Below are 13,712 nucleotides of genomic sequence, written 5' to 3' on the forward strand. Positions count from 1 at the left end.
ACGATGAGCAACGACACCCTGATCAAGATCGAGCGCGTCGAAGGCCGTGGCTGCGTGGTCCGCGGCGACGACGTCGACACGGACCGGATCATCCCCGCCCGCTTCATGAAGGAAGTCACCTTCGACACGATGGGCGAGCATGCCTTCGAGGACGCCCGCAAGGACGCCAAGGGCGAGCACCCGCTCGACCAGGAGCGCTTCCAGGGGTCGTCGATCCTGGTCGTCGGTCAGAACTTCGGCTGCGGTTCGAGCCGCGAACACGCGCCGCAGGCGCTCATGCGCTTCGGTTTCAATGCCTTCATCGGCGGCAGCTTCGCCGAGATCTTCTTCGGCAACTGCACCGCCCTCGGACTGCCCTGCGTGACGCTCGCGCCCGCGGATCTCTCGACCGTCATGGACTCGATCGAGCTCGACCCCCAGCAGAACGTCGAGATCGACGTGCAGGCGAGCAAGGTCCGCTGCCGCGCGGGCGAATTCGACGCCGGCATTCCGGCGGGCACGCGCAAGATGCTCCTCGAGGGGTCCTGGGACGCGACCCGCGTCCTGCTCGAGGCCGGCGATCTGATCGAGGAGACGGCGAAGGCCCTGCCCTATGTGGAGCTGCCGGCCTAGCGATCCGCGTCGCCTACTTCCCGCTGAAGTCCGGATCCCGCTTCTCGACGAAGGCCGTCGTGCCCTCGACGCGATCGTCGCTCGCGAACGAGAGGCCGAAGGCGCGCTGCTCGAGGGCGTGGGCGAGACGCACGTCGGCGTCCTGGCCCTGCTGCATGACCTCCTTCGCGAGGCGGGTCGCGACGGGGCCCCGCGAAGCGATTCGTTCGCCGGCGGCGATCGCCGCGGGCAGCAGCTCCTCGGGCTCGAAGACCCGGTTCACGAGCCGGATCCGGGCGGCCTCCGCGGCCGAGATCGGATCGGCGACCAGGACGAGCTCCTTCGCCCACGCGAGCCCCACCCGGCGGACGAGTCGACTCGTCCCGCCGAAGCCCGGGATGAGCCCCAGGCCCGTCTCGGGCTGGCCGATCTTCGCCTTCGTCGACGCGTAGATGAAGTCGCAGCTGAGGGCGAGCTCGCAGCCGCCGCCCAGGGCGAAGCCGTTGACCGCTGCGATCGTGGGAATCGGCAGCTCCTCGAGCCGGCCGAAGATCCGGTGGGCGCGGGCGGAGAAGGCCTCGGCCTCGAGGGGCGTCATGTCCTTCATCTCGGTGATGTCGGCGCCGGCGACGAAGGCGCGCCCCTCGCCGGTCACGACGACCGCCTGGACGCCGTCGTCCGCCTCGATCGCGTCGATCGTCGTCCCGACTGCGCCGATCACCTCGCCGTTCAGCGCGTTCAGCGCCTCCGGCCGGTCGATCGTGACGATCGCGACCGCGCCCTGCTTCTCGAGTCGAACGACGTCTGCCATGGAGCTGCTCCTCTGCGGCCGCGCCGGGAAGGTCGGACGCGGCCGGAATCCGTGGACGCGGGAGGGTATCGCGTCGACTGACGGTTTCCGGCCCGGAAATCCGACCCCCGGCCAGCGTGATACCGTCGCGATCCCGCTCTCTGAAAGGACCCGCCATGGCCAAGGCCTCCCCGATCATCAGCCTCATCTCCGCCGGTCTCGTCGTGGTCGGCGTGCTGGGCGCCAACCTCGGAATCCTGGCGCCCATGCAAGGCTTCACCACCTACGCGATGGGTGGCCTCGCGGGGGGCCTCTTCTCGACGGTCGTGGCGCTGATCGCGCTCTATCTGACCCGGGGCGGGCGCGACCCGGAGGGGCGCCAGAAGGCGTTGATCGGCCTGGTGATCGCCCTCGCGCTGCCGATCGCCGTCCTCGCTCCCGCCGCGCTCGTCGGCGGGGACGCACCTCCGATCAACGACATCACGACGGACCTCGCGGACCCGCCGGCCTTCGCCGGGGCCGAGCTCGTGCCCGACTACCGCAACCGCGACATGAGCTACCCCGCGGACTTCGTGCCGATCGTGCAGGAGAGCTACCCGGACCTCGCACCGCTGCGCGTCGCCGACGCCCCGATGGCGGCGTTCGCCCGGGCCGAGATCGCGGCCGAAGAGCTCGGTTGGGAAGTCGTCGCCCGGGACGGCGATGCCCTCGCCTTCTACGCCCGGGACGAGACCGGTCTCTTCCGCTTCGTCGACGACGTCGTCGTGCGCGTCCGGTCCGACGGCGCCGGCGCGAAGATCGACGTGCGCTCGAAGTCCCGCGACGGGCGGGGCGACATGGGCACCAACGCCAAGCGAATCCGCGCGCTCCTCGCAGCGGTCGAGGGCTAGGCGCCGAGCCTCCCTACGAAGCGTCGACGTCGAGAACCGCGCACAGGCGCACGATCGCGATCATCGCGTCGACGGTCTGCGACGTGCGCGTCTCGGGCCCGCCGAGGGACAGCTCGGCGAAGCCTCCGTCTCCGGCCTGCTCTTCCATCAGGCGTTCGAGCAGCTCGACGATGTCGAAGGTCGCGCCGGGCATCGCCTGTGCGTCGCAGGTCAGCAGCACGCGAAGCGTCGACACCGCGTCGAGGTGGCGACTCCGGAAGCCCTTCTCTAGGGCGCGGCCGCACCACTGGAGCGCCTCGTCCGCCTCGTCGTCCGGCACGTTCGTATAGAAGTGGGAGTACGCGAGCAGGGGCGCATAGCCGTCGTGCTCGACTGCGTCCGGCGAGAAGCGCTCGGCCAGGAAGGCACCGGCGGCCTCGAGGGGCGCGATCTTCGAGACGGGGGTGCGCCCCAGGATCCCGGCGATCATGCCGGTGAAGAAGACGTCCGCCTCGGCCTGCGCGGCGAGATCGCTCGACACGGGGAGGCGATAGCCACCGTCGTCGGACTGATGGGCTTCGAGGAAGCGGACCGCCGGCTCGACCCAGTCCGCCGCGAGCGCACGCGCATCTCCGGCCACGAGCATCGCCTCGAGGGTCCCGAGGACCGCGGCCGTGTCTTCGTCGAGGGAGGACGGGTCGATCGGCGGGAAGCCCACCTCGCCCCCGGAGATCAGGGTCCCGAGCGGAAGGCTCCCGTCGGGCCGCGCGGTCTCCCCGAGCTTGCGGGCGAGGTCCGCGGCGGGCCGCGCCTGGCAGAGCACCTGGGCCCGCAGCAGCGCCCAGGCGTCGGGCTGGGTCTCGAGGAAGCGGTAGGCGCGCTCGAGGGCGTCCGCTGCGCGATGGCGCAGGGCCTCGATGAACGCGGCGTCGTCGTCGCCACCCGACCCGCCGCCGGTATCCAGAGTCACGATCGTCACGCGCGGGAAAGTAGTCGCCCCGGGGCGGGGGCGCCGCCGGGCGGGCCGGCGACCGGCTAAGCTCCGCCGCGACGCCATGACCACCCACCCCCCGGATCCCGATCGCAGAAAGAACCGTCTCGGCCAGGAGACGAGCGCCTATCTGCGGCAGCACCAATACAACCCCGTCGACTGGGTTCCCTGGGGCGAGGAGGCCTTGGCGCGCGCGAAGGCCGAGGACAAGCCGCTGCTGGTCTCGATCGGCTACAGCGCCTGCCACTGGTGTCACGTCATGGAGCGCGAGTCCTTCGAGGACCCGGCGATCGCGGCGCGCATGAACGAGGCCTTCGTCTGCATCAAGGTCGACCGCGAGGAGCGTCCCGACGTCGACCAGATCTACATGGACGCGGCCCTCAAGCTGAACGGACAGGGCGGCTGGCCGCTCAACGCGATCTGCACGCCGGACGGCCGCCCCTTCTTCGTCGGTACCTACTTCCCCCCGGAGACGCGCGGGAACACGCCCGGCTTTCCAGACGTGATCGACTCGGTCGAACGCGCCTGGAAGGAGCAGCGCGACCAGATCGAGGAGAACGCGGGCACGATCGCGGAGGCGCTCGTCGCGCGACCGGAAGGTGAGGCGAAGGGGGCGATCGGCGCCGAGCGCGTCGCCGAGGGCGCGCGCCAGATTCTGCGCGTCGCCGACGCTCGCCACGGCGGCTTCGGCCAGGCCCCGAAGTTCCCGACGCCGACCAGCCTCGAGTTCCTCGCGGCGGCGCTCGACTTCGTGCCCGAGGAAGAGGCGCGGAACATGGCCCAGTTCCTGGCGCTGACCGCCCGGGAGATGTCCCGCCGAGGCCTCTGGGATCACCTCGGCGGGGGCTTCCACCGCTACTGCGTCGATGCCAACTGGACCATCCCGCACTTCGAGAAGATGCTCTGCGACCAGGGGCAGCTCCTCGCCTTCTACGCGGAGCTCGCGCGCCGCGCCCACGAGCCCGGAGACCTGCTCTGGCCGATCTTCGAGACGGTCGAGTATCTGCGGCGCGAGATGCGGGCCGAAGGGGGCGCCTTCTACGCGAGTCAGGACGCCGACAGCGAGGGGGAAGAAGGCAAGTACTTCGTCTGGACCCCCGGACAGATCGCGAACCTGTTGGGCGACGACGCCGATCCGTTCTGCACGACCTACGGCGTGCGCCTCGCCGGCAACTTCGAGAACGGCACGACGCATCTCGTCGACGAAGCCCGCGCCCCGCGCGAAGAGCTCGCCGCGGCCCGCGCGACGCTCCTCGCCGCGCGACAGGAGCGGGTCGCGCCAGAGACCGACCCCAAGCACGTCGCGGCGTGGAACGGCTACACGATCAGCGGTCTCGCGCGAGCGGCATGCTCGACGGGGGACCCCTCCATGCTGGACGATGCGGTCCGGGCCGCGGAGTTCGTCTTCGCCGAGATGTTCGACGCCGAAGGGCGACTACTGCGGGTCCACGACGAAGGTCGCGCCCACGTCCTCGGCTTCCTCGACGACCATGCGGCGATGCTCGGTGCCTGCCTCGATCTCCACCGGGGTGGCGCCGGCGACGCGTGGCTCGAACGCGCCCGGGGCCTCGCCGACCAGATCCGCGCGCGCTTCGCCGAAGAGGCGACCGGCGCGCTCTACCTCACACCGGCCGACGGAGGCCGCCTGATCCATCGCCCGCGGTCGGACCACGACGGCGCCACGCCGGATGCCGCAGGCCTCGCGCTCCTCGGCCTCACCCGGCTCGCCGCCCTCGCCGACGACGCCGAGCTCGAAGCGTTCGTGACGCGGGCGATCGCGGAGCAGGCGCTCTTCCTCGAGAAGGCCCCCCAGGCCTTCCCGACCCTGCTCCGCGCGGTGGCCCTCCGGGCGCGCGGGACCTCCGTCGCCGTGATCGTGGGCGACGAGAGCGATTCCGCCACGCGTGCGCTCGCCGATCGCGCCCGTCGCGTCCTGCGACCGGAGGACGCCGTCGTCGTCGCGGCCCCCGGTGCGGCTGCGCCGCCCGTCCTCTCGCGGGACTGGCTGGCCGGGCGCGAAGCGATCGACGGACGGGCCACGGCCTACGTCTGCCTGGGCACGCAGTGCTCGCTGCCGGTCCAGGATCCCGCGGCGCTCGTTGCCGAGCTCGTCCCGGGCCAGGGTTGAACCCGCGGCCCCGCGCCGCCGAGCGACAGGTCTCCGATGTCCGATCCGACTCCCAAGAAACGTGACGCCGCGAACTACGGCTCCGGCCACGACGACGGCCTCGAGCCGCTCGTCCCTCTCGACGTCGGAAGACTCGACAGCGTCGATGCGCTCGTCTCGGCGATGGCGAACACCGCCTTCGGCGGACGACGACTCGGTGAGGCGGCCGATGCCCTGGAAGCGATGGTGCGCGATCCGGACTGCTTCCGGGTCGTGACGATCTCGGGCGCGATGACGATCGCCAAGCAGGGGCTCGTCCTCTGCGAGATGATCGAACGCGGCTGGGTCCAGGCCGTGGTCGCGACCGGCGCGCTCATGACCCACGGCTTCGTCGAGGGCGCGGGCATGCTCCACTTCAAGCACCGCGCGTCGATGCGCGACGAGGAGCTGTTCGAGAAGGGCTACAACCGCGTCTACGACACGATCGAGCTCGAGAAGAATCTCGACGACGCAGAAGCCCTCCTCGACGCGGTCCTCGGCGAGATCGAACCCGGGAGCACGATCTGCAGCCACGACCTGCTCGCGCGGGTCGGCCACATGCTCGACCGGAACGACGTCGGCCGCGCGATCCTTCGAAGCGCCGTTCGTCACCAGGTCCCGATCTACGTCCCGGCCTTCACCGACTCCGAGCTCGGTCTCGACTTCGCGATCCACAACCACCGGCGCCGTGCGAACGACGAGGAGCCCTTCGCCTACGACCCCTTCCTCGACCTCGAGGACTTCGCCGACCGCGTCCGGGCGAGCGAGACCCTCGGCATCTTCACCATCGGAGGCGGCGTCCCGCGCAACTGGGCGCAGCAGGTCGCGCCCTATCTCGAGATCACCGCCGATCGGCTCGGAACCGACGAGCCGGTCCGCCGCTACAAGTACGCGGTCCGGATCTGCCCGGAGCCGGAGCACTGGGGCGGGCTCTCGGGCTGCACCTATACGGAGGGCGTGTCCTGGGGAAAGTTCGTCCCCGAGAGCGAGGGGGGCCGACAGGTCGAGGTCCACGCCGATGCGACGATCGCCTGGCCGGTGATCGTGCGCGCGGTCATCGAGCGACTCGAGCGCGAATGAACGGGCCCGTTTCCGGGACCATGCGCGCCGCGGTCGTCGCCGACGACCTGCGGATCGGGACGCGCGAAGTCGACGTCCCCGAATGCGGACCCGGCATGATCCGCGTCGCCGTCGACGCCTGCGGTCTCTGCGGCAGTGACCTCCACTTCCACCACGCGAAGTCCTGGCCCGCCGGCCTGGTCCCGGGCCACGAGATCACGGGACGCATCGACGCGATCGGCGACGCGCCGCCTTCGCTCGTCGAGGAACGGGGGCTGCACATCGGCCGGCGCGTCGTCGTCGAGCCGCTCGAGAGCTGCGGGACCTGCGAGTTCTGCGCGGCGGGACGGGACTCGATCTGCCCGACCCTGACCCTCGCAGGCGTCTCGCGTCCGGGCGGCTTCGCCGAGGCGATCGTCCTCCCCGCCCTCCGCATCCACCCCGTCGCCGACGACCTCGATCCCCCCGTGGCCGCGCTGGCCGAACCGCTCGCGGTCGCGCTCCACGGCCTCGATCGCGGCCGCTTCTCGCCCGCCGACCGCGTGCTCGTGTTGGGCGGGGGGGCGATCGGTGTGCTCGCCGCCTTCGCGGCGCGACGGGCCGGCGCCCGGGAGGTCGTCGTGCGCGCCCGCTATCCGCATCAGCGCGAGATCGTGCGGGCCGTGGCCGACGCCGAGGCCCGCGGAACCGACGCGACCCTCGCCTCCGACGGACTGGTGTCTGCGTTCGATCTCGTCGTCGAGACCGTCGGTGGGCGAAGCGAGACCCTCGTCGAAGCGGCCCAGGCCGCGCGGCCCGGCGGACGCGTCGCCATCCTCGGCCTCTTCGAGCCGTCTCCGCCCCTCACGCCCCTCGAAGCGCTCGTGAAGGAGCTCACCTTCCACTGGTCGAACTGCTACTGCCGGAGGATCGGGTCGACGAAAACGCCCGAAACGTCAGATTTTTCGGAGGCCACCCGCATCCTGGACGGCGACAGGGCCCGATTGTCACAGCTCGTCACCCACCGGGTCCCCCTCGCCTCGATCGACCAGGCCTTCGAGATCGCGAGTGACAAGCGTCGCGGTGTCGGAAAGCTGTGCGTGGTACGCTAGGCGCGCTTGCGAGTGGTGGAGAACAGCTGATGAGCTCGAGCACGCGGATCCTGACCGTCGACGACGAGCCGACGTACCGGGAATACCTCGAACGTTTCCTGAGTCGCGACGGTCTCGACGTGCGCACGGCGGAGACCGGCGCCGAAGCGATCGAGCTCGCCCGGGAGTTCGCGCCGGACATCCTCCTCGCCGACTGGATGCTGCGCTGTGAGATGCACGGCATCGAGGTGGGCGAAGCCCTGCGCGCCCAGCGTCCCGACCTGCGCATCCTGCTCATGACGGGCTTCCCGACCGCCGACCTCGAAGCCGAGGCAGCGCGTGTCGGGATCGACGGGTTTCTCGAGAAGCCCTTCGCCCTCGAAGACCTCTCGAAGGCGATCGAGTCGGCGACCACGATCTGAGCGCGACGCCCTACTCGGCTCGAAGAGACGCGGACAGCAGTTCCGCCTCCGCCAGCGTCGCGACGATCGAGATGCGCGGGGGGAGCTTCACGTATTTCTTGCACCGCTCCACCCGACACGTCTGCGTGTCCAGCCGACCGATCTCGCAGACCTTCGGTTCGCGATCGCCGTCGAAGCGCTGCGTCTCCGCGAACACGTCGATCGTCCGACCGCCGATCTGCCTGGGCGTCCGGGCGAAGACGTAGGTCCAGCGATGGGGTGACATCTGGTTGCAGTGCTCGTTCCCGGGCATGGTCACTCGCTCTTGAGCCCAGAACTGCTGGTGCTGCGGATACCACCAGCCGTCGAGCAGCTTCTCGCCGTCCTCGACGTCATGGACGTCGATCGCGTAGCTCCCGTCGTCGTCGCGCGGCCGGAACAGCTCGATCCGGTGGACGCGGCCGCTCTCGGACAGGAAGAACATCCCATCCGGGTTGTTGATTCCCGTTACGTCGCCTTGCGCGTCTCTCACGTAGCGCGCGGACGCGCCGGCCGCGTGGGCGCGACGGCGTGGAGCGATCGAGTCGGGGAGGCGCTTGCGCGATGCATGGAGATCCTGGGTGCCGCGTCGGAACCATTGCGCCGGGATTCCGGTCGCCTTCTGTCCGTAGGCCGGTCGGACGGGCGCATTCGCGTTCTCACGCGAGAACGTCAGCCGCGTCACCGGCTGCTCGGGCTCTTCCAGATCGGGGTCGCCCGATCGCGAAGACGGTTGCCCGTTCGAATAGTGTTCTCCCGTCGCGTAGACGATCATCGTGACGAAATCCCCGAAACGCCGTTCCGAGAAGAGGCGATCCACGGCCGGCATCAGGTGCTCGTTCATCCGCTTCGTCTCCGACGCGGCGACCTGGAAGCCGTCGTGCTCCTTGCCGTAGTCGTCCTGGATTCGGGCGGGCATCGCACGGACGAGCGTGCCGTCGGGGGCGGGGTTCCGGACGGCCACGATGTGGAAGACGATGTCGTACTCGTCGATCCCCGGTCCGCTCGGGGGGCCCAGGTAGCGGGTGGTGTAGAGACCGAAGTACGTCCCGGACGAATCCGTGTACAGGTGTTTTCCGGGTGGCAGATTCCGATCCGCGAGCGGGTCCGCCGACGAGAGCGTGGCCGCGACGGTGACGAGCAGCACGGGAACGAAGAGACGGACGAGCCTCATGGGGAATCCCCTCTTTTCGGCGAACGGGATCGCCCGGCTTTTTCCGAGCGAAGCGAGCGCGACCGCGAGACTACCCGAAGCCGGACCCCGTGCTGCGGGGTGCCCGCGAGGCGAGGGACGGTTCCGAGAAGATCCGAAGGGTCAGCTCGCGCTCTCGAAGAGGGACGGATCCGGGGTGTCGGCGAGCTCGAGGGCTTCGTTGCGCTCGAGGACGCGGTCGAAGTCCCAGGGGCTCTGGGCGAGCAGGGCCCAGTTGTCGTCCCGGTCCTTGACGACCCGGATGCGCTCCGAGTACCGGAAGTCCTCGGGATCGAAGCCCGCCTGCGGCCATCGCGCGAGGGTGTAGGGCAGGTTCGAGAGCTTGAGCTCCACGCCGTACTCGGTCCCCAGCCGGTGCTTCATCACGTCGAACTGGAGCGGCCCCATCGCGCCGAGGATCCAGCTCGCGGAGCCCCCTTCGGGATCCCGGAAGAGCTGGACCACGCCCTCGTGGACGAGCTGCTCGATCCCTTTCTCGAGGCTCTTGCGCTTCTCGACGCCGGCGACCTCGACCCGCATGTAGGACTCCGGCGCGAAGATCGGGATGCCGGCGTAGACGACGTCCTTCTCGTCGGCGAGGGTGTCGCCGATCCGGAACACGCCGGGATCGAAGAGCCCGACGACGTCGCCGGCGAACGCCTCCTCGATCTCCGCGCGGTCCTTGCCCATGAGGAGGGTCGAGTTGGCGAGGCGGATCGGCTTCCCCGTCCGCACGTGCTGGGTCTGCACGCCCTTCTGGAAGCGCCCCGAACAGATGCGCACGAAGGCGACGCGGTCGCGATGGTCCGGATCCATGTTCGCCTGGATCTTGAACACGAAGGCGGAGAAGGGACGCTCCGTGGGATCGATGCCCTCGCCCTGCGAGAGACGCGGAACCGGTCCGGGTGCCATCTCGAGATACCGCTGCAGGAAGGGATGCACGCCGAAGTTGGTGAGCGCGCTTCCGAAGAACATCGGGGTCTGCGACCCGCTCGCCACCGCCTCGGGGTCGAGCTCCGCCCCCGCGCCTTCGAGCAGCTCGAGCCCCTCGACGACTTCGTCGGCGAAGGGGCCCATTGCCTCGCGGATTGCCGGCGAGTCGGGCTCGCCCTCGATCACGTTCTCCTCGACGCGATGGGTCCCGTGGTCTCCGCCCGAGAAGGTCACGAGTCGGCGTTCGAGCAGGTCGTAGATCCCGCGGAAATCGCTGCCCGCTCCGACCGGCCAGTTCGCGGGGACGACGTCCATCCCGAGCACTTCCTCGATCTCGTCCATGATCTCGAGGGGGTCACGGCCGTGTCGATCCATCTTGTTCACGAAGGTGAAGATCGGGATCTTGCGCAGGCGGCAGACCTCGCAGAGCTTGCGCGTCTGCGGCTCCACGCCGCGGGCAGCGTCGATCAGCATGACGGCGCTGTCCGCCGCCATCAGGGTCCGGTACGTGTCCTCGCTGAAGTCGCGGTGGCCCGGGGTGTCGAGGATGTTGACCCGGTGGCCCTCGAACTCGAAGTGGAGGACGGAGCTCGAGACCGAGATGCCGCGCTGCTTCTCGAGCTCGAGCCAGTCGCTGGTGGCGTGGCGGTCGGCCTTCTGCGCGCGGACGGCGCCGGCCTCTCGGACGGCGCCCCCGTAAAGGAGGAGCTTCTCCGTCAAGGTGGTCTTGCCGGCGTCCGGATGCGAGATGATCGCGAACGTGCGCCTTCGCGCGATCTCGCGCTTGATCTCGTCGGGGCTGCGGTCGGTGGACACGATGGGTCGTCCGGCGAGGGGCGTACGCGCCCCACGCGATCGGGCGCCTGCGGCGCCGTGGAGGCGGGCGCGCGGCCCGCGGAAGAACGCTAGGTCCGGGAGGCCTGGAAGATCGACTCGATCGACTGGTCGAGGGTCGCGTCGAACGCCTCGTCGGACTGCTGGGCCGAGAGGCCCTCCGTCAGCGCGCGGGAGAAGCTCGCGACCATGCCGGTGTTCTGGGCCAGACGGCTATTCGCTTCCTCGCGCGTGTAGCCGCCCGAGAGCGCCACGACGCGCACGGTGCGCTCGTGGGCGATGTGCTTCGAGTAGAGGTTCGTCTCTTCGGGGAGCGTGAGCTTGAGCATCACGTTCTGATCGCCGAGCGCATCGAGCTGGGACAGGATCTCGCCGGAGAGAATCGCCTCGGCGCGGGCCTTGTCCGGGGCGTTGATGTCGACCTCCGGCTCGATGATCGGGACGAGGCCCGCGGCGCAGATCCGCTTGCCGATCTCGAACTGCTGCTCCACGACGGCGCGGATGCCCGACTCGCTCGCGCTCTTGATGACCGAGCGCATCTTGGTCCCGAAGACGCCCCGCGCGTTGGCCTTCTCGAGCAGCGCGTCGAGATCCGGCATCGGCTTCATGACCTGCACGCCGTCCGCCTCGTCCGCGAGGCCCTTGTCGACCTTCAGAAAGGGCACGACGTTCTTTTCCTGCCAGAGGTAGGCGGCCGAGTTCTTGCCCGCGATGTCCCGGTCGAGGGTCATCTCGAAGAGGATGGCGCCGAGGATGCGCTCGCCGGTGAAGACGGGGCTCTCGCAGATCCGGCAGCGCATGGCGTGAACCAGGTCGAACATCTCCTCGTCGTTCGCGTAGGCGCTCTCTTCGACGCCGTAGAGCCGGAGGGCCTTGGGCGTGCTGCCGCCGCTCTGGTCGAGGGCGGCGATGAAGCCGTCCTGGTTGCGCATCTTCGCAAGCTGATCGTCTCGGTCGCTCATTCGTTCCGCCTCGATGTGGATCGGGTGTCGGGGAGGGAGCCGGGCTCGAGGGATCGGCCCGGGAAATCGCGCGCGGCAGTATAGGCTACGCCGCCCTCGCGGCTGCCCGTGCGCGCCGGCCGCGCGCGGAACCCGCGTCGTCGGCGCGTGCCGGCTCCGGCTCGAAGCGAGGCACGGTGTCGCGCCGGATCAGGCGAGGATCGTCTGGGTGACGAAGCGGCCGAGGGCCTCGCGGCTCCCGGCGTCGATGGCGCTCCAGACGAGGCCGGTGTCGGGCAGGAGCTGGTACGTCGCCTCGGCTTCGAGCGCGATCGACTCGCTGCGCGGGAGGACGAGCTCGAGCTCGACCTTCTGCCCCAGCAGGATCGCCTCGGGGCTGCGGATCAGGCAGCCGTTCTCGGAGAGGGAGAGCACCCGCCCCTCCCAGTTCGATCCGCCCGAAGCACAGCGCGCCCGGAGCTGGGTCGCGACCCGCGGCGTCGAGCGCGGCACGTCCTCGAAGACCTGCTGCATCAGGCGATAGAGGTCGTGGAGCCCGGCCGGCCGCTTCACGGCGCCCACGATCCGCGGATCCTCGCCGGTGGCCCCCTGCGTGCCGGTCAGCAGCACGACCGGCGGTCCGGGACCGTCGCCCCGATAGGCATCGGCTTCTTCGATGCGTCGCTCGTCGATCACGAGCAGCTCCGCTTCGAGCTCCGGATGCTTCGCCCGCATCGACTCGAAGGTCTCCGGCAGCAGCATCTGGTAACCCAGGCGACTGAGGATCACGTCGGTCTTCGGCCCCAGCGCATCGCGCGAGGCGTGGTAGACGATCGTTCGGCTCCAGGTCGGCGCCTGGGCCAGCGGCTCACGGAGGGATCCCGACATGCCTTGAAAATCGGATGTCGGGAGGGGCTGATTGAGGGTTTCCTGCCCCGAGCCAGCCTTTTTCCCCTCGGGACCCGCGCTGATCGAGCCCTGATTCGCGAATCGCAGGGTTCGAGAATCCATTTGGGGCACGTGGCCCTCGGTCAACCGCTGCTAGCTTGTGCGCGTGGAAGAAGCGGTCGTCGGCGATGTGAATCGGGATCTGGCCACCTGGCTGGTCGCACAGCGGCTCGAGATCGAGCGCGTGATGCAGGAGCGACTCGGCGCTGCCGCCCCGGCCGCTTCCGGCCCGGAAGCCGAGACCCTGCGCCGCTTCCGCACGTTCGCCTCGACCGCGCTCATGCGCGGGGAGGCGCCGCGGCCGGTCCTCGACGGCCTGCGCCCGAACGAGCGCCGCGTGATGGCGCTGCTCACCGCCTGGGCCGAGGCCGCCGTCAGCCTCGCGGGCCCCGACGCGGACGCCGTCCGCACCTCCCTGGCGCCGCTCCTCGATGCGTTCCGACTCGCCATTCGAACGACGGGGACCAAGCGAAAGGCCAGTGGCCGCCCGCGAGCCGCCCGCCGCGCGATCACCGCCGCCATCGATCGCGTCGCCGACCTCTACTTCGCGATCGACGTCGACTCGGGCGAGATCCTCGACGCCAACCCCGCCGCGGGCGCGGCGCTCGGCGTCGCCCGCGACGCGCTCATGGGGATCGAGTTCAACGCCTTCGTACCGAACGATGCCCAGAGCCCCTGGTGGACCGCCCTCGACGCGATCGCCGAAGGACAGGAGAGCGTCGTCTTCGCGGCCAGCATGCAGGACCGCGAGGGCCGGGTGATCCGGCTCGCGACCTCCGCGACCCGCTACCTGCGCAGCAACAGCCGGACCCTCGCCCTCGTCCTCGCCCGACCGGACAACAAGATCCAGGCCCTCGTCGACGCGCATCCGGTCGCGCCCGTCGAGGCGACCGGGGCCTGATTCGTCG

At 70.0% G+C, this 13,712-nt stretch carries 13 protein-coding genes; 7 read left to right on the forward strand and 6 right to left on the reverse strand.

The genetic code is table 11. From position 1 onward, the window contains the following. Nucleotides 1–3 precede the first annotated feature (3 nt). Entirely contained in the window at nucleotides 4–612 is a 609-nt protein-coding gene (locus NXI30_14825) for a 3-isopropylmalate dehydratase small subunit (protein MCR9095492.1), read from the forward strand. Between the two features lie 13 nt (nucleotides 613–625). Here the strand turns inward: NXI30_14825 and NXI30_14830 are convergent, their stop codons facing one another. After that, a complete protein-coding gene (locus tag NXI30_14830; protein MCR9095493.1) occupies nucleotides 626–1,402 on the reverse strand; it encodes an enoyl-CoA hydratase-related protein in 777 nt (258 codons plus the stop codon). 155 nt (nucleotides 1,403–1,557) lie between these two features. On the opposite strand from NXI30_14830, the gene NXI30_14835 reads away from it, so the two are divergent. After that, nucleotides 1,558–2,271 (forward strand): DUF1499 domain-containing protein, encoded by a 714-nt coding sequence (locus NXI30_14835; GenBank protein MCR9095494.1) that lies wholly within the window; start codon nucleotides 1,558–1,560, stop codon nucleotides 2,269–2,271. 13 nt (nucleotides 2,272–2,284) lie between these two features. Here NXI30_14835 and NXI30_14840 read toward each other — a convergent pair whose 3' ends face one another. Beyond that, complete coding sequence (locus NXI30_14840) at nucleotides 2,285–3,229, reverse strand: terpene cyclase/mutase family protein (protein ID MCR9095495.1); 945 nt, start codon at nucleotides 3,227–3,229, stop codon at nucleotides 2,285–2,287. A 76-nt stretch (nucleotides 3,230–3,305) separates the two neighbouring features. Between NXI30_14840 and NXI30_14845 the strand changes: the two genes are divergently transcribed. The 4 genes from NXI30_14845 to NXI30_14860 are packed head-to-tail and all read left to right on the forward strand — an operon-like array spanning nucleotide 3,306 to nucleotide 7,938. After that, nucleotides 3,306–5,369 carry a thioredoxin domain-containing protein gene (locus NXI30_14845; protein ID MCR9095496.1) on the forward strand — a complete coding sequence of 688 codons (2,064 nt, stop codon included), beginning with the start codon at nucleotides 3,306–3,308 and terminating at the stop codon, nucleotides 5,367–5,369. Nucleotides 5,370–5,405: 36 nt separating this feature from the next. Next, nucleotides 5,406–6,467, forward strand: coding sequence for a deoxyhypusine synthase family protein (locus NXI30_14850; protein MCR9095497.1), 1,062 nt, complete (start codon nucleotides 5,406–5,408; stop codon nucleotides 6,465–6,467). After that, nucleotides 6,464–7,537: an alcohol dehydrogenase catalytic domain-containing protein gene (locus NXI30_14855; GenBank protein MCR9095498.1), complete on the forward strand. Its 1,074-nt coding sequence runs from the start codon at nucleotides 6,464–6,466 to the stop codon at nucleotides 7,535–7,537. Before NXI30_14850 ends, NXI30_14855 begins: the two co-directional genes overlap by 4 nt. A 29-nt stretch (nucleotides 7,538–7,566) precedes the next feature. Beyond that, on the forward strand, nucleotides 7,567–7,938 hold the full coding sequence (locus tag NXI30_14860) for a response regulator (GenBank protein ID MCR9095499.1): 372 nt from the start codon (nucleotides 7,567–7,569) through the stop codon (nucleotides 7,936–7,938). Nucleotides 7,939–7,948: 10 nt separating this feature from the next. On the opposite strand, the gene NXI30_14865 is transcribed toward NXI30_14860, so the two are convergent. The 4 genes from NXI30_14865 to NXI30_14880 form a co-directional block, all read right to left on the reverse strand. After that, nucleotides 7,949–9,130 carry a hypothetical protein gene (locus NXI30_14865; GenBank protein MCR9095500.1) on the reverse strand — a complete coding sequence of 394 codons (1,182 nt, stop codon included), beginning with the start codon at nucleotides 9,128–9,130 and terminating at the stop codon, nucleotides 7,949–7,951. A gap of 141 nt (nucleotides 9,131–9,271) precedes the next feature. Then, nucleotides 9,272–10,897 (reverse strand): peptide chain release factor 3, encoded by a 1,626-nt coding sequence (locus tag NXI30_14870; GenBank protein ID MCR9095501.1) that lies wholly within the window; start codon nucleotides 10,895–10,897, stop codon nucleotides 9,272–9,274. Nucleotides 10,898–10,986: 89 nt separating this feature from the next. After that, a complete protein-coding gene (locus NXI30_14875; GenBank protein MCR9095502.1) occupies nucleotides 10,987–11,877 on the reverse strand; it encodes a fructose bisphosphate aldolase in 891 nt (296 codons plus the stop codon). 189 nt (nucleotides 11,878–12,066) lie between these two features. Further along, the gene (locus tag NXI30_14880; GenBank protein MCR9095503.1) at nucleotides 12,067–12,744 is read right to left on the reverse strand and encodes a PilZ domain-containing protein; all 678 of its coding nucleotides are present in this window, start codon (nucleotides 12,742–12,744) and stop codon (nucleotides 12,067–12,069) included. A 166-nt stretch (nucleotides 12,745–12,910) separates the two neighbouring features. Between NXI30_14880 and NXI30_14885 the strand changes: the two genes are divergently transcribed. Beyond that, nucleotides 12,911–13,705 (forward strand): PAS domain-containing protein, encoded by a 795-nt coding sequence (locus NXI30_14885; protein MCR9095504.1) that lies wholly within the window; start codon nucleotides 12,911–12,913, stop codon nucleotides 13,703–13,705. Nucleotides 13,706–13,712: the final 7 nt, after the last annotated feature.

It is taken from the genome of bacterium (genome assembly GCA_024742285.1).
Taxonomy (GTDB): Bacteria; Myxococcota_A; UBA9160; order UBA9160; family UBA4427; genus UBA4427.

Coding starts and splice junctions, on each gene's coding strand:
- NXI30_14825 (MCR9095492.1), top strand. CDS start 4: ATGAGCAACGACACCCTGATCAAGATCGAGCGCGTCGAAGGCCGTGGC.
- NXI30_14830 (MCR9095493.1), bottom strand. CDS start 1,402: ATGGCAGACGTCGTTCGACTCGAGAAGCAGGGCGCGGTCGCGATCGTC.
- NXI30_14835 (MCR9095494.1), top strand. CDS start 1,558: ATGGCCAAGGCCTCCCCGATCATCAGCCTCATCTCCGCCGGTCTCGTC.
- NXI30_14845 (MCR9095496.1), top strand. CDS start 3,306: ATGACCACCCACCCCCCGGATCCCGATCGCAGAAAGAACCGTCTCGGC.
- NXI30_14850 (MCR9095497.1), top strand. CDS start 5,406: ATGTCCGATCCGACTCCCAAGAAACGTGACGCCGCGAACTACGGCTCC.
- NXI30_14855 (MCR9095498.1), top strand. CDS start 6,464: ATGAACGGGCCCGTTTCCGGGACCATGCGCGCCGCGGTCGTCGCCGAC.
- NXI30_14860 (MCR9095499.1), top strand. CDS start 7,567: ATGAGCTCGAGCACGCGGATCCTGACCGTCGACGACGAGCCGACGTAC.
- NXI30_14865 (MCR9095500.1), bottom strand. CDS start 9,130: ATGAGGCTCGTCCGTCTCTTCGTTCCCGTGCTGCTCGTCACCGTCGCG.
- NXI30_14875 (MCR9095502.1), bottom strand. CDS start 11,877: ATGAGCGACCGAGACGATCAGCTTGCGAAGATGCGCAACCAGGACGGC.
- NXI30_14880 (MCR9095503.1), bottom strand. CDS start 12,744: ATGTCGGGATCCCTCCGTGAGCCGCTGGCCCAGGCGCCGACCTGGAGC.